Source organism: Achromobacter colocynthidis (assembly GCF_057334535.1).
On sequence record NZ_JBHFIZ010000037.1, the window covers coordinates 41,614 to 62,036 of the forward strand.

Sequence of the window (20,423 nt, forward strand, 5' to 3'; positions counted from 1 at the left end):
TGGGATCTGTAGTGAAATACCGCGACCTTAGAGACTTCCTCGCCCAACTCGAACGCATGGGCGATCTCAAACGCATTGCCGCGCCCGTGTCCACGCGCCTGGAAATGACCGAAATTTCCGACCGCGTGCTGCGCGCCGAAGGCCCCGCCCTGCTGTTTGAAAAGGCCCTGCACGACGGCCAACCGGCGCAGATGCCGGTGCTGACCAACCTGTTCGGCACCCCGTCCCGCGTGGCGCGCGGCATGGGCGCCGACAGCGTCAGCGCCCTGCGCGATATCGGCGAACTGCTGGCGTCGCTGCGCGAACCCGAAGCACCCAAGGGGCTGCGCGATGCGCTGGCCAAGGTGTCGATGCTGAAGGCCGCGCTGTGGGACATGAGCCCCAAGAACGTGAAGAGCCCGGCTTGCCAGGAAGTGGTCTGGGAAGGCAAGGATGTGGACCTGACCCGCCTGCCGATCCAGACCTGCTGGCCCGGCGACGTGGCGCCTTTGCTGACCTGGGGCCTGGTGATCACTCGCGGCCCGAATGCCAAGCGACAAAACCTGGGCATCTACCGCCAGCAGCTGCTGGGGCCGAACAAACTGATCATGCGCTGGCTGTCGCATCGCGGCGGCGCGCTGGATTTTCGCGACCACGCCCTGGCCAACCCTGGCACGCCCTTCCCCATTGCCGTGGCGCTGGGCGCCGACCCGGCCACCACGTTGGGCGCCGTCACCCCCGTGCCCGACAGCCTGTCCGAATACCAGTTTGCCGGCCTGCTGCGCGGTTCGCGCACCGAAGTCGCGCAGGCACTCGGCAGCAACCTGTCGGTGCCGGCCTGGGCCGAGATCGTGCTGGAAGGGCATTTGCTGCCGTCCTCCGACCCGCGCGCCGTCAAGCCCGTGGTGCCCGAAGGCGTCAACCCGCCGCCCAACAGCGACTATGAAATGGCGCTGGAAGGCCCCTACGGCGACCACACCGGTTACTACAACGAGCAGGACTGGTTTCCCGTCTTCACGGTCGAACGGATCACGATGCGGCGCAACCCCATCTATCACTCGACCTACACCGGCAAACCGCCCGACGAGCCCGCCGTGCTGGGCGTTGCGCTGAACGAAGTCTTCGTGCCGCTCTTGCGCCGCCAATTGCCGGAAATCGTCGACTTCTATCTTCCCCCGGAAGGCTGCAGCTACCGGCTGGCCGTGGTGTCGATCCGCAAGCAATACGCGGGCCACGCCAAGCGCGTCATGTTCGGGCTGTGGAGCATTCTGCGCCAGTTCATGTACACCAAGTTCATCGTGGTGGTGGACGAAGACATCAACCCGCGCGACTGGAAAGAAGTGGTGTGGGCCATGACGACCCGCATGGACCCCGTGCGCGACACGCTGCTGGTGGAAAACACGCCTATCGACTACCTGGACTTCGCCTCGCCCGTGTCCGGGCTGGGCGGCAAGATGGGGCTGGACGCCACCAACAAATGGCCTGGCGAAACCCAGCGCGAATGGGGCACACCCATCACCATGGACGCCGACGTCAAAAAGCGCGTGGACGATATCTGGGGCCAGTTGGGCCTGTAGCCGCTGCCGACCATATCCACACCCGTAAAAAAACCCCGCCGTTGTACCCAACGCGGGGTTTTTGCTTGGTGCAACGCAGAACCCTACTGATCGTCCTCGCGGGAACTGCGCCATAGCTTGAACAACTGCCAGCCGACAAGCGCACCACCCGCAATCTTCAGCAGCTTGGAACGTTTGCCGCCCCGCATCAGCAGCGTCGACACGGACGAACTGACCAGCGGATAGCGCCGTGCCAAGGTAATGGCCTGCATGGCCCAGCGCGATGCTCCGCCCGAGGCCAGCCGGGGCAAGAGCCCCCGGATGATCGAGGCGGGCTCCAGCTTGTGGCCGGTCGTCACGATGTCATGCACCAAGGATTCGCGTTCGATCGCGGCGCGGGCGCGCAGCAGCTCGATACGCACGGCGCGATCCACGACGGGAGACCTTTTCGACATGTTCAGTCCTCCTCGCGCCGACGCGCCGGGGGATCGTCGTCTTGCGCATCACGCACCCGTTCGAGCAGTTCCGCATCGCGGCTCAGCTCATCCAGGGTGGCCGCGAAAGGCGGCGCGCCATAAACCAGCCCATGGCGCACAACCAGCAGCAACGCAATGCCGACAATGCCGTAGAACGCCGCCAACAGGCCCAAGGCCATGTAGCGGTCTTCGGTGGGCCAGAACAGCACCGCCACCGTCACCGTGAACACCAGCACCGCAAGCGTCAAGAAGAGCAACGCCGCAAATGCCATGCCCAGCAGTTTGAGCAGGCGCGCCTTTTCATCGGCGGCTTCCAGTGCCAGAAGCTCCAAGCGCGTTCGCAACAGCCCGACCAGGCTGGACGCAACGCCGAAAACAGATTTTCGTAGACCCATGGCGTCTGGAACGTCAAAGGCGGGCAGTGCCCGCCTTCGACGCTCAAGCCCTTAGCGGCGGCTGATCAGCAAGCCGAGCAGCAGGCCGGTCACGCCTGCGATACCGATGGCTTGCCAGGGATTGTCGTGCACGTAGTCGTCGGTGGCACGTGCGGCTTTGCGGCCACGCTCCAACACGGCGTCTTGTGCTTCGTAGAGGGCTTCGCGCGTGCGCTTGAGCGAGGTCATGGCGCGTTCACGCAGTTCGTTGGCCTTGTCGCCGGTGGTGCCGGCTGCTTCGCGCAGCAGGTTTTCGGCGTCGTTAAGGCTGGTCTTGACACTGTCGATGAGTTTTTCTTTTGCGACTTCTTCGGATTTTCTCGTGGCCATTTTATTGAGCTCCTGTTGTGTGTCTATGACGAAAACATCATACCAGCCGCCTTGCCCGCGGCAAGGCGTGCTTGATACCGTGTGCTACTTGATCTGCGTAATTTCAACGGCCGATTTAACGCCGCCTTGATCGATGTCTTGCTTCATCACCAGATTCACCGCCGGGCAATACCAATCGGTGACTGTCGTGTTCATGCCGGGGATGGGAATGGTCAGGCCTTGGAACGTGGCCATGGTGGGGTCAGAGTTGCGCGTGTACTTGACGGGGTGGCACGACTGGTTGCCCAAGGCCGTGCTCAACGATGTCTTTTGGCCCACGCTTTTTTCGCCGATGCGAACCGTGGTGCTGGGCTGGCCACCCACCGGCGCTTCCTTGCCGATCTTCAAACGAAACGACGAACCCGGCAGCTTCTGGCCGGCGTTCAGATTGCCGTCGTAAGCGAACAGGCCCAGCATGCGCAGGTCGAACTGGCCTTCGGACGGCTTCGGCGCTTCGCCGGCGGTGGCATAGCGCACGAAGGTGGCTTGGCCGCCCTTCACCGTCATCAGGTAATCAAGCTTGGACTTGCCCGGTGGCAGGCCGGCGTAGCCGAAGGTGGCCACGCCTTGCACGCGCGCCCGGCAGTTGTCGCCATTGCTTTTTGTAACTTCGGTGAAGCTCAGGTCCGCGCCCAGGGCCAGGTTGCCCGAGCCGGTCAACTGCACCGCACCGCCGTCATGCATGAACTGGGCGTCGCACACGCCCGCCTGCACCGACGCGGCCGCGCCCAACGCGCCCACGCACAACATCAAGGATGCGATTTTTTGCATCGTCACTAGCCACTCCAGTATTCAGGACAGGCCGCCCACGGCTGGCGGCGGCTGGCTTGATACTACACCGGTTGCCGTGCCTGACATATGTCCACTCGTGTCGGGGCGCGGGCGATCAACGCGCGCACTTCCGGTACGCAAGATCCGCAGCCGGTGCCGCACCCCAAGGTGGATTTCAGCCCATCCAGATCGCATCCGCGCGCGATGCCCGCAAGGATCGCGGCCTCGCTCACGCCGATGCATGCGCACACCGTGAGCGAACGCGCCGGCCCGCTGATGCGTCCTGCCAGCAAGGCGGACACGCTGGCGGGAGCCTGGCCGCCGGCGGCCCAGGACAGCAAGGCGTCTTGCGCCCGCAGGTCCCCCGCCAGCAGGAAGGCGCGCACAGCGCCCTGCGCCACCGCCACCCGGCGCAGCTTGCCTTGCGCGAGGTCATCGAACACCACATCGGCCTGACTAAGCGCCAACGATTGCGCCAGTTCAGCAAGCACGCCGTTGTCCGGCGCCTGGGCCGCAGCCACGCGTATCCGCACGCCGCCCGCGCTGGATGGCAACACCACCGCGTAATCAAAGCGGCGCAGCCAGGGCGCCAGGCGCGCGCGCAAGGCCACCGAGTCGCCTTGCAGCCAGCCTGCCGCCTGCCAGGGCAGCGCGGCGGGTTCAACGGCAACGGCGCTGAACTTCAATTCGGGCTGCCGCGAAAAGGGATCCGTGGCCGGACTGGCCAGCGCGTTCACGCCCAGGCCGGCCATGTAGGCGCTGCCCCAATGCATGGGCAGGAAGGCATGCCCGCGTTGCAGCCCCTCGTCCGCCTGCACGGGTAGCACCACACTGCCCCGCCGCGAACGCAGCCGCGCCAGGGCGCCCGACGCCAGACCCAGCCGCTGCAAGGTTTCCGGATGCAGGGACAGCCACGGCTCTTCAACATGCTGTGTCAACACGCGCGCTAACGACGTACGCGCCATCGTGTGCCAGTGGTCGCGCAAGCGGCCGGTCGTCAGCGACATGGGGAAGTCGGGCGTCAACGCATCGGCGGGTGGCTGATAGCGCACATCGCAAAATCGCGCGCGGCCGTTGGCAGTGGGAAACCCGCCATCCGCGTACAGCCGCGCCGTGCCCTGCCCCGCCCGGTAGGGCCACTGCTGCGGTCCATCCCGATCCAGAATGCCGTAATCCAGCGCGCTGTAATCCAGGTCGCGCCCCGCCGTCATGCTGACGTGTTCCGCGAACACCTCGCTTTCGTCGCGGTACGCAAACCCGGCTGCCTTGTCCGGCGCGATGCGGGCCGCCAGGCGCAGCGCCACCGCCTGCGCCAGCCGCCAATCCGGCTGGGCATCACCGGGCGGCGCCACGGCGGCATGCACGCGGCTGATGCGGCGTTCGGAATTGGTGACCGTGCCCGATTTCTCGGGCCAGGTGGCGGCGGGCAGCACCAGGTCGGCGTAGGCCAGCGTCTCGGTGCCGGTAAAGGCCTCTTGCACGATGACAAACTCGGCTTGCTCCAGGGCCGCGCGCACGCGGGCCTGGTCGGGCAGCGACTGCGCGGGGTTCGTCGCTGCAATCCACAGCACCTTCACCCGCCCCTCCAGCACGGCATCGAAAAGCTCCAGCGCGGTGGCACCCGGCGTGTCGGGCAGGCGGTCCACTCCCCACAGCGCCGCGACCTCGGCGCGGTCTTGGGCGACGGCCGGGTCGCGATGGCCCGGCAGCAAGGTCGCCATGCCGCCCGCTTCGCGCCCGCCCATGGCGTTGGGCTGGCCGGTCAGCGAGAACGGCCCCGCGCCCGGCTTGCCGATCTGCCCGGTGGCCAGATGCAGATGGATCAGCGCGGCGTTCTTGTCGGTGCCCTGAGTGGATTGGTTCAGGCCCATTGTGTAGAGCGACAGCGCCGCGCCGCCGCTTCCGAACCAGCGGGCGGCCTGGATGATGTTGGCGGCCGGCACGCCGCAGATTTCCTGCGCCACGGCCGGGGAGTACGCATCCACCGTATTCATCAGCGCGTCAAAGCCGTCGGTGTGACGATCGATGTAAGCCCGGTCGATCCGCCCTTCGCGCGCCATGACGTGCAACATGGCATGAAAGAGCGCCACGTCCGTGCCCGGCGCGATGGGCAGGTGCAAGTCGGCGAACGCGGCGGTATCCGTGCGGCGGGGGTCCACCACGATCACCTTCATGCCGGGCCGGCGCGCGCGGGCCGCTTCCAGGCGGCGAAACAGCACGGGGTGGGCGTACGCCATGTTGGAACCGGCGATCAGCACGGTGTCGGCCAGGTCCAGGTCGTCGTAACAGGCGGGTGGCGCATCCGCGCCCAGCGTGCGCTTGTAGCCCGACACCGCGCTGGACATGCACAGCCTGGAATTGGTGTCGATATTGTTGGTGCCGGCCAGCGCGCGCGCCAGCTTGTTGAAGACGGCGTAGTCTTCGGTCAGCAACTGGCCCGACAAGTAAAACCCCACGGCGTCCGGCCCGTGCGCCAGTATCGTGTCGGCGAGTTTTTGCGCCGCAATGTCCAGTGCCTGATCCAGGGCAATGTTCTGGTGCGCCGCGCCGCGTGACTCGCGCCATTGCGCCGATAGCACGCGCGCGCCGTCTCGCCGCACCGTGTCGGCCAGGGCCAGGCCCTTGCTGCACAGCTTGCCGTGGTTGGCGGGATGATCTTCATCGCCACGCACCCGCAGCACCGCGCCGTCGCGCACCTGCACGCGCACGCCGCATCCCGTGCCGCAATAGCAGCAGACCGAACGCAGCTCGCGCTCGCCTTCGTTCGCGCCGCCATCATTCGCCAGCGGCGCGATCCTACGCAACGGCATGTCCATGGTTTATCCGCCCGTCACCGCGTGATCAAGCCCATCGCCAGCGAACTCGCCCGCCATCAGTTGGTCGCGCAGCGCGCCGATGCCCTGCCCGTCTCGGATCAGCCGCAGATACCAACTGCTGTCGGCCGTGTCGCCATACAGGCACGCGCCCACCAGCTTGTCGTCGCGGATCACCAGCTTCTTGTAGACGCCGTCCAACGCGTCGGCCAACACAATCGTCTCGGTCTGCGCGCCGCCCGTGAAGTCCCCGGCGGAGAACAGGTCGATGCCCGTCACCTTCAATTTCGTGGACGTGATGCTGCCTTCGTATCGGCCGATGCCATGCATGGCCAGATGATTGGCCGCCACCTTCGCTTGCTCGAACAAGGGCGCGACCAGGCCATACGCCGTGCCACGGTGGCTGACGCATTCACCCACCGCGTAGATGCGCGGGTCATAGGTCTGCAGGGTGTCGGTCACCACGATGCCGCGATCCACCCGCAAGCCGCAGCTTTCCGCCAGCGCCGTATTCGGCCGCACGCCCACCGCCATCACCACCAGGTCCGCCGGCACCTCTGCGCCATCCGTAAACCGCAGCGCGCGCACGCGCCCGTCCTCGCCCGCAACGATCTCTTGCGTCTGGCGTTGCAGCAGAAAAGTCAGGCCGCGCGCTTCCAGGCTGCGCCGCAACAGCGCGGCCGCTTCAAGATCCAATTGGCGGTCCAGCAACGCGGCGCCCAAATGCACGACCGATACGTTCATGCCTCGGGCGGCCAGGCCATTGGCCGCTTCCAGCCCCAACAGGCCGCCGCCGATCACCACCGCGTTGCGGTAGCGCGACGACGCCTCGATCATCCGGTTCACGTCGTCGATATCCCGGAAGGCGACCACGCCGTCCAGGTCGTGGCCCGGCACCGGCAGGATGGTCGGGTTCGACCCCGTGGCCAGCAGCAGCCGGTCATACGCGGCTTCGGTGCCATCGTCGCAATGCACGCGGCGGCGCGCCCGGTCGACCCGCGTGACCTTGCGGTTGCACAGCAGCCGGATGCCGTGCCGCGCATACCAGGCTTCATCGTTCAGCACGATGTCCTGCAAGGTCTGTTCCCCGGTCAGCACCGGAGACAGCAGGATGCGGTTGTAGTTGGTGTAGGGCTCGGCGCCGATCACCGTGATGTCGTAGAGCTCGGGCGCCTGCGCCAGCAGTTCTTCCACCGTGCGGATACCGGCCATGCCGTTGCCCACCACCACCAGCTTGGGCTTGGCGCCCGTGTTGCGTGTCGTCGCGCCCATGTGCTCTCCTGTGCCGCCGTTCAGGCGGCGGCCCGGACGGCGTGGTCGGGGGATTCCAAGGCCTCGGCTTCGCGGTCCAGCTCGGCGTTGATGTCAGCGGCGGCTTGCGACCGTTCCGGGTTGCCATGGCGACGATGCAGAAAGTCCACCACCGACGCGCGGCAGGCCAGATACGTGGCGTCGTTGGCCAGCCGCACGCGGTCACGCGGGCGCGGCAAAGGCACGGACAGGATGTCGCCTATGGTTGCGGCCGGACCATTGGTCAGCATGACGATGCGGTCGGACAGCAGCACGGCCTCGTCCACGTCGTGCGTGACCATGATGGTGGTGGTGCGCGTCTTGGCCACGATCTTCAGCAGCTCGTCTTGCAGATGCGCGCGCGTCAACGCATCCAGCGCGCCGAAGGGTTCGTCCATGAGCAGCACGCCCGGCTCGATGGCCAAGGCGCGCGCGATGCCCACGCGCTGCTTCATGCCGCCCGAAATTTCACGCGGCAGTTTGTTTTGCGCCGGCAGCAGCCCCACCAATTCAAGCGCCGCCCGCGTGCGCTGCTCCAGTTGCGGGCGCTTTTCCTTGGCGCCGAACACGCGCTCCACCGCCAGGTAAACGTTCTGGAAGCACGTAAGCCAAGGCAGTAAAGAATGGTTCTGGAACACCACCGCGCGGTCCGGGCCGGGCCCGGTGATCTCGCGCTCGGCGCACAGCAGCACGCCACGGCTAGGCCGGGTCAAGCCAGCGATCAAATTCAACAAGGTCGATTTGCCGCAACCGGAATGGCCGATCAAGGTAATGAATTCCCCCTGCTCAACCGTCAGGTCGATATCGCGCAGCGCCACGAAGTCGCCCTTGCGGGTGTGGAAGGTCTGGCCCACGTTTTCGATGCGAACGAATTTCTTCATGGCGCTATTCCTCGGTGTAGGTGAAGCGGCGGGCCAGGGCCACCAGCAGGGTTTCCAACAGCAAGCCCACAATGCCGATCACAAAAATGGCGATGACGATGTGCTCGACCTTCAGGTTGTTCCATTCATCCCACAGCCAGAAGCCGATACCCGTGCCCCCGGTCAGCATTTCGGCTGCCACGATCACCAGCCAGGCGGTGCCGATGGACAGGCGCACGCCGGTCAACACATAGGGCAGCACGGCGGGCAGCAGCACTTTCGTGGTCAGCTTCCATTCGGACAGGTTCAGCACCCGCGCCACGTTCAGGTAGTCCTGCGGCACGCGCGATACGCCCACGGCGGTGTTGATGATCATCGGCCAGATCGAACAGATGAAAATCGCCCAGATGGCGGCGGGGTTCGCGGCCTTGAACAGCAGCAGCCCCAACGGCAACCACGCCAGCGGCGACACCGGCCGCAACAGGCTGACGATGGGTGAAAACATGGCGTTGATGGCGGCGTAGCGCCCGATGGCGAAGCCGGCAGGAATGCCGATCACCGCCGCCAGGCCAAAGCCGATGGCCACGCGCTCCAGCGAGGCCACCAGGTTCCAGCCGATGCCCTTGTCGTTGGGCCCGTTGTCATAGAACGGATCTGAAAACAGCGTCACGGCGGCATGCCAGGTCACCCCCGGCGTGGGGATTTCCGGGATCTGCATCGCGATCACCTGCCACATCAGCACAAACAACGCGAAGCCGGCCACCGGTCCCGCCACGGTTTTCAGCGCCGATTCCAGTTTCTCGCGGCCAGCGGCGACAAACGCTTCGCCCCGACCCACAGTCGTTACGGTAGAAGTCATAGCAAGCCCTCTTGTGGTTTTCCGGTCAGACCTTGACCTTGAATCCGTCGGCATAGGCCGCCGGGTTGCTGCCGTCCCACTTCACCCCGTCGATCAACGTCGAGGTGCGCGTTTCGCTGGTGGGCAAGGCCACGCCCGCGGCTTGCGCCGCCTGCTTGTAGAGATCGATGCGGTTGATCTGCTTGGCCACCGCGAGGTAGTCGGGGTGCTCTTTCAAGAGGCCCCACCGCTTGTGCTGCGTCAGGAACCACATGCCGTCGCTCAGGTACGGAAAGTTGGCCGACCCGTCGGCGTAGAAGCGCATGGCGTGCTCGTCCGTCCAGGTCTTGCCCAAGCCGTCCTGGTACTTCCCCAGCATGCGGTCCACGATGCCGCTGGCGTCCGTGTTCACATAGGATTTGGCGGCGATGGTTTCGGCCGTCTTCTGGCGGTTGGCAGGCGAGGCGTCGATCCACTTGCCGGCTTCAAGGATGGCGGCGGTAACGGCCCGCGCCGTGTTCGGATTGCGCGACACGAAATCCGCGCTGGTGCCCAGCACCTTCTCGGGATGGTCCTGCCAGATGCCTTGCGAGGTCACGGCGGTGAAACCGATCTTGTCCATGATGGTGCGCGCCCCCCAGGGCTCGCCCACGCAGAAGCCGTCCATATTGCCCACGCGCATGTTCGCCACCATCTGGGGCGGCGGCACGGTGATGACCTTGGCGTCTTTCATCGGGTTGATGCCATAGGCGGCCAGCCAGTAATACAGCCACATGGCGTGCGTGCCAGTCGGAAAGGTCTGCGCGAAGGTGTATTCGCGCTTGTCCGACGCCATCAGCTTGGCCAGCGATTCGCCGTCGCGCGCGCCCTTCTCCAGCACCTTGTTCGATAGCGAGATTGCCTGCCCGTTCTGATTCAGGCTCATCAAGACCGCCATGTCCTTCTTGGGGCCACCGATGCCCAGGTGCACGCCGTACACCAGCCCATACAGCACGTGCGCCATATCGAGCTCGCCGTTCAGCAGCTTGTCGCGCACGGCGGCCCACGACGCTTCCTTGGACGGCGTGATGGTCACGCCGTATTTCTTGTCGATGCCCAGCACCGACGCCATCACCACCGATGCGCAATCGGTCAGCGGAATAAAGCCGATCTTCACCTCGGTCTTTTCCGGTGCGTCCGTGCCGGCCGCCCAGGCGCCGGCGCGCACCAGCGGGTCGACCAAGGACAGCAGGCCGGCGCCCGCCACCGCGCGCGCCGTGCCGCTCAACCACTTGCGGCGGCTGGCATTCGCGCCCGCATCGGCAAGAGGGGCAAGGTCGGATGAGGGGCTACGTGTTACTGGCGTCATGCATGGCTCCTGGCAAAAAAAAACGTCCCGCGCGCCATGGAACCCAGTCCATTGGCGCAGCGGAACGTCGTTGTCCCTTGCCGCGTAGTGCGGCGCGTTGCGTCGGCGACCGCCGTTGGCCGCCCGATATCACTCAAGCAAACGCTGTGCCAGACGCGCAAGAAAATGCCTTGACCGGGCGGTATGCCGCGCCAGCATTGGCGTTGCGATGAATCATGCGTAGGCGCGCGATGACCGTTGTATTTGCCACGGAACCAAGTTGGTGCGCAATGCGATGCGGCGGCGCACCATCCCTGTGCCGTCCACGCCCTACCCGTGTGCGCGGAAATCCGGCCGCGCGCGCAATCCGGGATGGCATGGAACTTGCATGCACCACGGCATCGGGGGAAACACATGCTGAAGGTCATGCTGCTGAATGATGGCGAGGGACGCGCGGCGTCGCTGCGGCAAACGCTTGCCGCGGCGGGCGTACACGTGGTCTCGGAAGTAGCCCCCGGCACCGACCTGGCCACCGCCATTGCCCAGGCGGCCCCCGATGTGGTGCTGATCGACAGCGATGCCCCCGGACGCGACACGCTGGAGAACGTCTGTGTGGCCAGTGCGCACAGCGACCGGCCGGTGGTCATGTTCACGGACGACGGCAACCGCGACACCATCCGCACCGCGTTGCGCGCGGGCGTGGCGGCTTATGTGGTGGGCGACGTGCCGGCAACCCGCATCGAACCACTGTTGACGGTGGCGATTGAACGCTTCGCCATGGAAAAGTCGCGGCGCGAGGAACTGCGCGACGCGCAACTGCGGTTGGCCGAGCGCCAGTGGGTGGAAAAGGCCAAGGGCATCCTGATGAAGACGCGCGGGATTCAGGAAGAGGAAGCACACCGGCTGTTGCGTGATCGCGCCATGCAAAGCCAGAAGCGGCTGGGCGAGGTGGCGCGCGAGGTCGTCGAGATGAGCCAATGGCTGGGCAGCGCCTGACCAAATAAATTCTGGATATAAGTTCTAGATATAAGGATTCAAGAAATCAAAAGTTGTGGGGATGTAAGCCCGTCCCTATCATCGGCTGATATTTTGCCGGGTACGCCCGAGGCGGGCACAAGATGAAGCTTTTCCCGATTTTTGCTGACCTGAAGGGTCGGCGAGTGCTGGTGGTGGGCGGTGGCGCGGTGGCCGAGCGCAAGACGCTCGCGCTATTGGAAGCCATGGCCGATGTGGTCGTGGGCGCGCCGGAACTGACCCCGGCATTGACCGAGCTGGCGGCCCAGGGCCGCGTCCGCCATCTGGCCGGCCGGTTCAACCCCGACTGGCTGAACGATGTGTGGCTGGTGGTGGCCGCCACGGACGACCGCGGCGCCAATGCCGAGGTATCCGACGCCGCCAGCGCGCGACGCATTTTTGCCAATGTGGTGGACGACCCGGAACTGTCGTCGTTCCAGGTGCCCTCCATTGTCGACCGCTCGCCCGTCATCGTGGCGATCTCGTCGTCGGGCGTGGCGCCCGTGCTGGCGCGCCGCGTGCGCGAGCGCATCGAATCCCTGTTCGACCATACGCTGGGCCAACTGGCCGCGCTGGCCGCGACCTACCGCAAGCGCATCCGCGCCAGCCATCCCGACCTGGGTGCGCGCCGCCGCTTCTACGACTGGCTGCTGGACGGCCCGGTGGCGGGCCTGCTGCGCCAGCAGCAACCCGCGCAGGCCGAAGCCGCGCTGACCCAGGCACTGGACGCGCCGCTGGCCCCGGCTGACGGCAGCGTGGTGCTGGTGGGCGCGGGGCCGGGCGACCCCGGCCTGCTGACCCTGAAGGCGCTGCGCGCCTTGAACGAAGCCGACGTCATCCTGTACGACCGCCTGGTCAGCGACGACGTGATGTCGCTGGCGCGCCGCGACGCCGAACGCATTGCCGTGGGCAAGCTGCCCGGTGAAAACCACCACGCTACCCAGGCCCGCATCCATGCCCTGTTGGTGGAACATGCACAAGCCGGCCGCAGGGTGGTGCGCTTGAAAGGTGGCGACGCCTTTATCTTTGGCAGGGGCGGCGAAGAACTGGAGTATCTGCGTGCGCACAAGGTGCGCTTCGAGGTGGTGCCGGGCATCACGGCCGCGCTTGCCTGTGCCGCCTATGCCGGCATTCCGCTGACGCACCGCGAGCATGCGCAGTCGGTGCGGCTGATCACGGCGCACTGCCGTGAAGACGAAGACAACCTGGATTGGCCGGCGCTGGCGCGTGAAAAGCAGACGCTGGCGTTCTATATGGGCGTGGGTCAGCTAGACCTGTTGACCCGCCGCCTGCTGGCACATGGCCGTGCGGCCGACACGCCGTTCGCGCTGATCGAAAACGGCAGCCGGCCGGAACAGCGCGTGCTGTCGGGCACGCTGGAAGCCCTGCCCCGCCTGGCGGCAGAGCACGCCATCCGCTCCCCCGCCCTGTTGATCGTGGGCGAAGTGGCCGGGCTGGCGCCGCGCTTGCAATGGTTCGGCCAGCATATCGAGGGTGATGGCGGCGCGTAGCCGCTTGCCTTAAACCGCCTTCTGCGTCGTGCCGAAAATGCGGTCGCCCGCATCGCCCAGGCCCGGCATGATGTAGCCGTGCTCGTTCAGGCCGTCATCGATGGACGCCGTGTAGATATGCACGTCGGGGTGCTTGGCCAGCACGGTGTCGATGCCGACGGGCGCGGCCACCAGCACCAGCGCGCGGATTTCCTTGCAGCCGGCGCGCTTGAGCAAATCAATCGCGGCCACCATCGAGCCGCCGGTTGCCAGCATGGGGTCGACGATCAGCGCCAGGCGCTGGTCCAGTTCACCGACCAGGCGTTCCAGGTACGTATGGGCTTCCAGCGTTTCTTCGTTGCGGGCCACGCCCACCACGCTGACCTTGGCGCCGGGAATCAAGCTGAGCACGCCATCCAGCATGCCGATGCCGGCGCGCAAGATGGGCACTACCGTGACTTTCTTGCCGGCGATTTTCTCAACCTGGACTTCGCCACACCAGCCCTGGACGGTGGCGGGCGCCAGCGGCAGGTCCTTGGACGCTTCGTACGTGAGCAACGCGCCCACTTCCTGCGACAACTCCCGGAAGCTCTTGGTGCTGAGGTCGGCGCGACGCATGATCCCGAGCTTATGGCGGATCAGCGGATGGCGGATTTCGTGCACGGGCATGTGCGTAATTCTCCAGAATATTGAAATACAGGGGTTGTCGCCTCAGGCCATTTTCGAGCCATAGCTGAGGATCGTAATCGGTTTAGAAAAAAAAGCCCTATTGTTCTGCGAGCCACGCGATGAGCGCGTCGTCGAACGCGCGGACGGCACCCGCCTGCTCGTGGTTCACGATGCTGACCACCACGTAGCGCTTGCCGCTGGCGCCCAGCACGTAACCGGCGATCGCGCGCACGTCGCGCAGCGAGCCGGTCTTCAGGTGGGCCATGCCCAGCGTGCCATCGCCCTTCAGGCGGCGGCGCACTGTGCCGTCCACCCCGGCGATGGCAAACGATGAAATGTATTCCGGCATGACCGGCGAATTCCACGCCACGGTCAGCATCGACGCCAGGCTGTCGGCCGACACCCGGGCCTCGCGCGACAGGCCCGCGCCGTTGTCGATGACCAGTTCAGGCATGTCCAACCCCTGCTTGACCAGCGCGCCCTTGGCCACGGCCTCGCTGCTGGTCACCGTGGCCGGCCGGCGGCCGCGCTCGGCGCCCAAGGTCAGCAGCAGCGTGCGCGCCATGACGTTGTTGCTGCGCTTGTTGATCTGGCGGATCACTTCGGCCAACGTGGGCGAATCGTGCGAAGCCAGCACCACCGCGTCGGCCGGCACCATGCCGGACTTGACCTGCCCCTTGAAGGTGCCGCCCAGTTCTTTCCACAGCAGGCGGAAGATTTCGGTGGCGTATTCGGGCTGCGACAAGGCCAGGCGATACAGGCTGAATTCCCCGCACGAACCCGCCACCTTGCCGCCCAGGCGGATCGTGACGCCCTGCTGGGTGATCAGCGGTTCCGTCGTCACAACCGGGGGGCCAGGGCAACGGATGTCGCTCCATTCCACGCTGCCCTCAAGCTTCAAGCCCGGCAGGGGCGGGTCGATCAGCGGCACCCATTTGTGCGCGGCCGGGTCTGGCGTGAACAACAGGCGCTGCGCGCCAAAGCCCACCATCAGCGCATCGGGGCTGGCGTTGTAGGCACGATCGGGCGCGCCGTCGAAGGCGCCGGGGTCGATGGCGACCTGGCCGAAGATGCTGCGGTCGATGATCAAGTCATTGATCTGCTTGACCCCGCGCAGGCGCAATTCGCGCAACAGGGCCCACAGGTCTTGCATCAGGAATTGGGGGTCACCGCCCGCCCGCAGATACAGGGGGCCGGCCAGCACGCCACGCGCGTCGGGCCGGGCGCCCGGCGCGGTCATGAACTCAGTGCGCCAGACGTAATTAGGGCCAAGTTCGGACAGCGCGGCCCAGGTCGTGACCAGCTTCATCACCGACGCGGGGTTGCGGGGTTCCTTGGCGTTCAGGGCCACCATGCGCGGCCCGCCCAGTTCCTGCACCACCAGCGACAGCGAACTGTCGGGCAATTTGGTGGCCTTCCACGCCTTGATGACGTCGGGCGGCAAGCCCTGGACCTGCGCAAAGGCGGCGCCCGCCGACAAGGCCAGCAGCCCGCCGGCCAGCCACTGCCTGAGCCCGCCCACCCGCTTCTTCGCTTGTCCCGTCATGCGCTGTCCACCTTGTTGCCCGTCCTGCAAAACCGAGAGCATACAAAACCTGCGACGGTTACGGGCGCCCCTGTGTTCCGGCCCTGATAACCTTCGCCTTTACAATACCCGGTTGCCCCGAGCCCGCCCGGCTGGCCCAGCCCTCGTTTTCCGGGCCGCCCTCACTGACAGACAGATATCCGCGTGACCCAGTCCCTGACCGTTTCCGATTTCAATTACGAGCTGCCGCCCGAGCTTATCGCGCAAACGCCCGCCGCCCAGCGCACGGGCAGCCGCCTGCTGCACCTGGACGCCGCCGGCCAATTGCACGACCGCCAGTTCGCCGACCTGATCGGCCTGCTGCGCCCCAACGACCTGCTGGTGTTCAACGACACCCGCGTCATCAAGGCGCGCCTGGCAGGCCACAAGATTACCGGCGGCAAGGTCGAGGTACTGGTGGAACGCATCACCGAATCCGACCGCGTCCTGGCCCACGTGCGCGCCAGCAAATCCCCCGGACCGGGCATGGTGCTGCGCCTGGCCGAGGCCTTCGAGGCCACGGTGCTGGGCCGCGAAGGCGAACTCTTTGACATCCGCTTCCCCAGCCCCGTGCTGGACTTGCTGGACGCCCATGGCGCCACCCCGCTGCCGCCCTACATCACGCACGCGGCCGACGCGGGCGACGACGATCGCTATCAAACCGTCTATGCCCGCGAACCCGGCGCGGTCGCCGCCCCCACGGCCGGCCTGCACTTTGACCAGCCCACGCTGGACCGCCTGGCCGACCTGGGGATCGAGCGCGCTTTTGTCACGCTGCACGTCGGCGCGGGCACGTTCCAGCCGGTGCGGGTCGACAACCTGGCCGACCACATCATGCACGCCGAATGGTTCACGGTGCCCCAGGCCACGGTGGACGCCATTGCCGCTACCCGCGCCAAGGGCGGCCGCGTCATTGCCGTGGGCACCACCAGCGTGCGCGCGCTGGAATCCGCCGCCGCGCAGACCGAAGGCCGCACGGCGCCCGGCCTGCCCCTGGCCGCCGCCCAGGGCGACACCCGCCTGTTCATCACGCCTGGCTACCAGTACCGCGTCGTGGACGCCCTGGTCACCAACTTCCACCTTCCCCAGTCGACCCTGCTGATGCTGGTGTCGGCGCTGGCCGGCGTTGAGCCGATCCGCCGCGCCTACGCCCACGCGGTAGCCCAGCGCTACCGCTTCTTCAGCTATGGCGACGCCATGTTTATCGAGTCTTCCGCCCCATGACCGGTCTGAATTTTGAACTGCTCGCCACTGACGGCGGCGCCCGCCGCGGCCGCATCACGCTGAACCACGGCGTGGTCGAGACGCCCATCTTCATGCCCGTGGGCACCTATGGCAGCGTCAAGGCCATGATGCCGCACGAGCTGAAAGAGATCGGCTCGCAGATCGTGCTGGGCAACACGTTCCACCTGTGGCTGCGCCCGGGCACGGACATCATGGAAAAGCACGGCGGCCTGCATGGCTTCATGCAGTGGGACAAGCCCATCCTGACCGACTCGGGCGGCTTCCAGGTGTTCAGCCTGCAGGGCATGCGCAAGATCACAGAGGAAGGCGTGAAGTTTGCGTCGCCCATCGACGGCGCGCGCCTGTTCCTGACGCCCGAAGAATCCATGCGCATCCAGCGTTCGCTGAATTCCGACATCGTCATGGTGTTCGACGAGTGCACGCCGTATGAAATCGACGGCCGCCCCGCGACCGTTGAAGAAGCCGCGCGCTCGATGCGCATGTCCTTGCGCTGGGCGCGCCGCTCGCGCGACGAATTCGACCTCCTGGGCAACCCGAACGCGCTGTTCGGCATCGTCCAGGGCGGCATGTATGAATCGCTGCGCGACGAATCCCTGGCGGGCCTGCAGGACATCGGCTTCCATGGTTACGCCATCGGCGGCCTGTCGGTAGGCGAGCCCAAGGAAGACATGATGCGCATCCTGGCGCACGTCACCCCCAAGCTGCCGGCCCAGGCGCCGCGCTACCTGATGGGCGTGGGCACGCCGGAAGACCTGGTCGAGGGCGTGAGCCGTGGCGTGGACATGTTCGACTGCGTCATGCCGACCCGCAACGCGCGCAACGGCTGGCTGTTCACCCGCTTTGGCGACGTCAAGATCCGCAACGCCAAGTACCGCGACGACACCCGCCCGCTGGACCCCAGCTGCACCTGCCACACCTGCGCCAACTTCTCGCGCGCCTACCTGCACCATCTGCAACGGGCCAACGAGATCACCGGCGCGCGCCTGAACACGCTGCACAATCTGCATTTCTATCTGACCATCATGAAGGAAATGCGCGAAGCCATCGCCGAAGGCCGTTTCGACGCCTGGCGCGCGCAGTTCGCCGCGGACCGCGCCCGCGGCATTGAATAGCGGGCCTTTTTTTGCCCGGGGGACTTTTCTATTGGGGTTTTGCCCCCATAGATTGGGATCCCCCCCTAGTGAAAGGCCGGCAATAAGATGGATACAATAGCCGGCTTGCCCTATCCATGGCTCGCGCGGGGATGGGCGCATAACAAGACAGCTAGTGGGTATGGCGATGTTTCGTAGTTACATAGAGAACTCGGGCATGGCCGTCCGTAGCAACAAACAACCCAAACAGACTTAAACGCAGGAGAATTCAATGTCCGTTATCGATACCGCAAGCCTCGTCGTGGCTCAAGCCGCCGCCCCTGAAGGTAATGCGCTGATGGGCATGTTGCCCATCGTCCTGATGTTCGTGATCCTCTACTTCCTGATGATCCGCCCGCAGATGAAGCGTCAGAAGGAACACCGCAACCTGATCGCCGCCCTGGCCAAGGGTGACGAAGTAGTCACCGCCGGCGGCATGCTGGGCAAGGTCACCAAGGTCAATGACAGCTACGTGACTGTTGAAGTGTCCGAACTGGCCGACAAGCCCGTCGAAGTGATCATGCAGAAGTCGTCGGTTTCGACCGTGCTTCCTAAAGGAACCATCAAGGCCCTTTAAGCGTCTAATAGGAGCCCCATCGGGCTCTTCTTACGTTTGATGGGACCCACCGCCGCCCGCAGCGTTTATCGCCCGGGCGGCCCTTTTATCACCCTGACATGAAGTAGCCGGCAATGAACCGCTATCCCCTCTGGAAGTACATTACGGTCCTGATCGCGGTCATCATTGGCCTGCTGTACACGCTTCCCAATTTCTACGGCGAGTCCCCCGCGGTCCAGGTTTCCAGCGCCAAGGCCACCATCAAGGTGGATCCGGCCATGCTGAACCGGGTCGAACAAATCCTGACTGACGCCAAGATCCCGAACGAAGGCGTCTTCTACGAACAAAACGGCACGCTCGGCACCGTGCGCGCCCGCTTCACGTCAACCGACCTGCAACTGCAGGCCCGTGACCTGATCGAAAAATCCCTGAACACCGTCGCCGACGACCCGCACTACACCGTGGCGCTGAACCTGTTGCCCGCGTCGCCCCCCTGGATGCGCGCCCTGGGCTGGTTCGCCCCCAAGCCCATGTACCTGGGCCTGGACTTGCGCGGCGGCGTGCACTTCCTGCTGCAAGTCGACATGCAGGGCGCGCTGACCGCCCGCTACGACTCGCTGGCCGCCGATGTGCGTTCGGTGCTGCGTGACCAGAAGGTCAACGTGACCGGCGTTGAGCGCTCGGGCGCGAGCGTTGCCGCCACCTTCGCCAACAACCACGACCGTGACCGCGCCATCGCCACCCTGCGTACGCGCCTGCCCGACCTGGAATTCACGGAACGCGAAGAAGGCGGCAAGCCCCTGCTGATCGGCGCGCTGAATCCCGCCGCCGTCCAGCGCGTGCAAGACTCCGCGCTGAAGCAGAACATCAACACCCTGCACAACCGCATCAACGAACTGGGCGTGGCCGAACCGGTCATCCAGCAACAGGGTGCGGACCGCATCGTGGTGCAACTGCCCGGCGTGCAAGACGTGGCCAAGGCCAAGGAGCTGCTGGGCCGCACCGCCACGCTGGAAATCCGCATGGTCGACGACTCCCCCACCGCGCAAGGCGCGCTGCTGGGCGGCACCGTGCCCTTCGGCCTGGAACGCTACAACGACCGCGACGGCCGCCCGATCCTGGTCCGCCGCCAAGTGGTGCTGACGGGCGAAAACCTGCAAGACGCCCAACCCGGCCGCGACTCGCAAACCCAGCAAGCCGCCGTCCACCTGACGCTGGATTCCAAGGGCGCGCGTATTTTCCGCGACGTCACCCGCGACAACATCGGCAAGCGCATGGCCATTCTGCTGTTCGAAAACGGCAAGGGCGAAGTGGTCACGGCACCGGTCATCCGCAGCGAGATCGCGGGCGGCCAGGTGCAGATCTCGGGCAGCATGAGCTCCGAAGAAGCCGCCGACACCGCGCTGCTGCTGCGCGCCGGCGCGCTGGCCGCACCGATGTCCATCATCGAAGAACGCACCATCGGCCCGAGCCTGGGCGCCGACAACATCTCGAAGGGTTTCCATTCGACGCTGTACGGCTTCCTGGCCATCGCCGCGTTCATCATGCTGTACTACCGCCTGTTCGGCGTGTTCTCCACGGTGGGCCTGACGTTGAACGTGCTGCTGCTGCTGGCGCTCTTGTCCATGCTGCAAGCCACGCTAACCTTGCCCGGTATCGCCGCTATCGCGCTGACGCTCGGCATGGCCATTGACTCGAACGTGCTGATCAACGAGCGGATACGCGAAGAACTGCGCGCCGGGGCTTCCCCGCAGCAGGCCATCCACCAAGGTTTCGAACGCGCCTGGGGCACGATTCTTGACTCGAACCTCACGACGCTCATCGTCGGCCTGGCGCTGCTGGCCTTCGGCTCGGGCCCGATCCGGGGCTTCGCGGTGGTGCACTGCCTGGGCATCCTGACGTCCATGTTCTCGTCGGTGGTGGGCGTGCGCGCCCTGGCCAACCTGTACTACGGCCGCAAGAAGAAGCTCACCTCGATCTCCATCGGCGAAGTCTGGAAACCGAAGGCAAACTGACAATAAGGCGGGTGGCGCATAGCCATC

The 20,423-nt window shown here is 65.7% G+C and carries 17 protein-coding genes and 1 pseudogene; 7 read left to right on the plus strand and 11 right to left on the minus strand.

Annotation, left to right across the window (positions count from 1 at the left end):
- Positions 1-11: 11 nt before the first annotated feature.
- Positions 12-1,556, plus strand: coding sequence for a 4-hydroxy-3-polyprenylbenzoate decarboxylase (ubiD, locus tag ACE04A_RS19935; protein ID WP_259249537.1), 1,545 nt, complete (start codon positions 12-14; stop codon positions 1,554-1,556).
- An 83-nt stretch (positions 1,557-1,639) separates the two neighbouring features.
- On the opposite strand, the gene ACE04A_RS19940 is transcribed toward ubiD, so the two are convergent.
- From ACE04A_RS19940 to ACE04A_RS19980, 9 genes and pseudogenes are all read right to left on the minus strand, one after another.
- Entirely contained in the window at positions 1,640-1,990 is a 351-nt protein-coding gene (locus tag ACE04A_RS19940; protein WP_100854828.1) for a hypothetical protein, read from the minus strand.
- Between the two features lie 2 nt (positions 1,991-1,992).
- Complete coding sequence (locus tag ACE04A_RS19945; RefSeq protein WP_259249541.1) at positions 1,993-2,406, minus strand: phage holin family protein; 414 nt, start codon at positions 2,404-2,406, stop codon at positions 1,993-1,995.
- Between the two features lie 51 nt (positions 2,407-2,457).
- On the minus strand, positions 2,458-2,775 hold the full coding sequence (locus tag ACE04A_RS19950) for an ElaB/YgaM/YqjD family protein (protein ID WP_259249542.1): 318 nt from the start codon (positions 2,773-2,775) through the stop codon (positions 2,458-2,460).
- An 84-nt stretch (positions 2,776-2,859) separates the two neighbouring features.
- Complete coding sequence (locus tag ACE04A_RS19955) at positions 2,860-3,585, minus strand: hypothetical protein (RefSeq protein WP_172616197.1); 726 nt, start codon at positions 3,583-3,585, stop codon at positions 2,860-2,862.
- A gap of 62 nt (positions 3,586-3,647) precedes the next feature.
- Positions 3,648-6,395, minus strand: coding sequence for a nitrate reductase (locus ACE04A_RS19960; RefSeq protein ID WP_485820591.1), 2,748 nt, complete (start codon positions 6,393-6,395; stop codon positions 3,648-3,650).
- Positions 6,329-7,670 (minus strand): annotated as a pseudogene (locus ACE04A_RS19965) (NAD(P)/FAD-dependent oxidoreductase); the annotation flags it as partial. The gene ACE04A_RS19960 and the pseudogene ACE04A_RS19965, both read right to left, overlap by 67 nt.
- Before the next feature lie 20 nt (positions 7,671-7,690).
- Complete coding sequence (locus ACE04A_RS19970) at positions 7,691-8,569, minus strand: ABC transporter ATP-binding protein (RefSeq protein ID WP_259249545.1); 879 nt, start codon at positions 8,567-8,569, stop codon at positions 7,691-7,693.
- A 4-nt stretch (positions 8,570-8,573) separates the two neighbouring features.
- The gene (ntrB, locus tag ACE04A_RS19975; protein WP_259249547.1) at positions 8,574-9,407 is read right to left on the minus strand and encodes a nitrate ABC transporter permease; all 834 of its coding nucleotides are present in this window, start codon (positions 9,405-9,407) and stop codon (positions 8,574-8,576) included.
- A gap of 25 nt (positions 9,408-9,432) precedes the next feature.
- Positions 9,433-10,734: a CmpA/NrtA family ABC transporter substrate-binding protein gene (locus tag ACE04A_RS19980; RefSeq protein WP_447991026.1), complete on the minus strand. Its 1,302-nt coding sequence runs from the start codon at positions 10,732-10,734 to the stop codon at positions 9,433-9,435.
- A 393-nt stretch (positions 10,735-11,127) separates the two neighbouring features.
- Here ACE04A_RS19980 and ACE04A_RS19985 point away from each other — a divergent pair, with 393 nt between their 5' ends.
- Positions 11,128-11,709 (plus strand): ANTAR domain-containing response regulator, encoded by a 582-nt coding sequence (locus ACE04A_RS19985; RefSeq protein ID WP_438858822.1) that lies wholly within the window; start codon positions 11,128-11,130, stop codon positions 11,707-11,709.
- A gap of 122 nt (positions 11,710-11,831) precedes the next feature.
- On the plus strand, positions 11,832-13,238 hold the full coding sequence (gene cysG / locus ACE04A_RS19990; protein WP_100854819.1) for a siroheme synthase CysG: 1,407 nt from the start codon (positions 11,832-11,834) through the stop codon (positions 13,236-13,238).
- Positions 13,239-13,247: 9 nt separating this feature from the next.
- Here cysG and upp read toward each other — a convergent pair whose 3' ends face one another.
- Together upp and dacB are read right to left on the minus strand one after the other, a co-directional pair.
- On the minus strand, positions 13,248-13,886 hold the full coding sequence (gene upp / locus ACE04A_RS19995) for a uracil phosphoribosyltransferase (protein WP_100854818.1): 639 nt from the start codon (positions 13,884-13,886) through the stop codon (positions 13,248-13,250).
- Between the two features lie 97 nt (positions 13,887-13,983).
- Positions 13,984-15,432: a D-alanyl-D-alanine carboxypeptidase/D-alanyl-D-alanine endopeptidase gene (dacB, locus tag ACE04A_RS20000; protein WP_438858820.1), complete on the minus strand. Its 1,449-nt coding sequence runs from the start codon at positions 15,430-15,432 to the stop codon at positions 13,984-13,986.
- 183 nt (positions 15,433-15,615) lie between these two features.
- On the opposite strand from dacB, the gene queA reads away from it, so the two are divergent.
- The 4 genes from queA (at position 15,616) to secD (ending at position 20,396) form a co-directional block, all read left to right on the plus strand.
- Positions 15,616-16,674, plus strand: a complete 1,059-nt coding sequence (queA, locus tag ACE04A_RS20005; protein ID WP_448717696.1) for a tRNA preQ1(34) S-adenosylmethionine ribosyltransferase-isomerase QueA — start codon at positions 15,616-15,618, stop codon at positions 16,672-16,674.
- Positions 16,671-17,807, plus strand: coding sequence for a tRNA guanosine(34) transglycosylase Tgt (gene tgt / locus ACE04A_RS20010; protein ID WP_448717695.1), 1,137 nt, complete (start codon positions 16,671-16,673; stop codon positions 17,805-17,807). Before queA ends, tgt begins: the two co-directional genes overlap by 4 nt.
- A gap of 250 nt (positions 17,808-18,057) precedes the next feature.
- The gene (gene yajC / locus ACE04A_RS20015) at positions 18,058-18,402 is read left to right on the plus strand and encodes a preprotein translocase subunit YajC (RefSeq protein ID WP_006221220.1); all 345 of its coding nucleotides are present in this window, start codon (positions 18,058-18,060) and stop codon (positions 18,400-18,402) included.
- 113 nt (positions 18,403-18,515) lie between these two features.
- On the plus strand, positions 18,516-20,396 hold the full coding sequence (gene secD, locus ACE04A_RS20020) for a protein translocase subunit SecD (protein WP_485820437.1): 1,881 nt from the start codon (positions 18,516-18,518) through the stop codon (positions 20,394-20,396).
- The last annotated feature ends 27 nt before the right edge of the window (positions 20,397-20,423 follow it).

What these genes read in the sequence shown, in the direction of transcription:
- ACE04A_RS19950 (WP_259249542.1), bottom strand. Translation starts at nt 2,775, where the DNA reads ATGGCCACGAGAAAATCCGAAGAAGTCGCAAAAGAAAAACTCATCGAC.
- tgt (WP_448717695.1), top strand. Translation starts at nt 16,671, where the DNA reads ATGACCGGTCTGAATTTTGAACTGCTCGCCACTGACGGCGGCGCCCGC.
- ACE04A_RS19985 (WP_438858822.1), top strand. Translation starts at nt 11,128, where the DNA reads ATGCTGAAGGTCATGCTGCTGAATGATGGCGAGGGACGCGCGGCGTCG.
- upp (WP_100854818.1), bottom strand. Translation starts at nt 13,886, where the DNA reads ATGCCCGTGCACGAAATCCGCCATCCGCTGATCCGCCATAAGCTCGGG.
- yajC (WP_006221220.1), top strand. Translation starts at nt 18,058, where the DNA reads ATGTCCGTTATCGATACCGCAAGCCTCGTCGTGGCTCAAGCCGCCGCC.
- ACE04A_RS19955 (WP_172616197.1), bottom strand. Translation starts at nt 3,585, where the DNA reads ATGCAAAAAATCGCATCCTTGATGTTGTGCGTGGGCGCGTTGGGCGCG.
- ntrB (WP_259249547.1), bottom strand. Translation starts at nt 9,407, where the DNA reads ATGACTTCTACCGTAACGACTGTGGGTCGGGGCGAAGCGTTTGTCGCC.
- cysG (WP_100854819.1), top strand. Translation starts at nt 11,832, where the DNA reads ATGAAGCTTTTCCCGATTTTTGCTGACCTGAAGGGTCGGCGAGTGCTG.
- ACE04A_RS19980 (WP_447991026.1), bottom strand. Translation starts at nt 10,734, where the DNA reads ATGACGCCAGTAACACGTAGCCCCTCATCCGACCTTGCCCCTCTTGCC.
- ACE04A_RS19960 (WP_485820591.1), bottom strand. Translation starts at nt 6,395, where the DNA reads ATGCCGTTGCGTAGGATCGCGCCGCTGGCGAATGATGGCGGCGCGAAC.
- ACE04A_RS19940 (WP_100854828.1), bottom strand. Translation starts at nt 1,990, where the DNA reads ATGTCGAAAAGGTCTCCCGTCGTGGATCGCGCCGTGCGTATCGAGCTG.
- ACE04A_RS19945 (WP_259249541.1), bottom strand. Translation starts at nt 2,406, where the DNA reads ATGGGTCTACGAAAATCTGTTTTCGGCGTTGCGTCCAGCCTGGTCGGG.
- dacB (WP_438858820.1), bottom strand. Translation starts at nt 15,432, where the DNA reads ATGACGGGACAAGCGAAGAAGCGGGTGGGCGGGCTCAGGCAGTGGCTG.
- ACE04A_RS19970 (WP_259249545.1), bottom strand. Translation starts at nt 8,569, where the DNA reads ATGAAGAAATTCGTTCGCATCGAAAACGTGGGCCAGACCTTCCACACC.
- secD (WP_485820437.1), top strand. Translation starts at nt 18,516, where the DNA reads ATGAACCGCTATCCCCTCTGGAAGTACATTACGGTCCTGATCGCGGTC.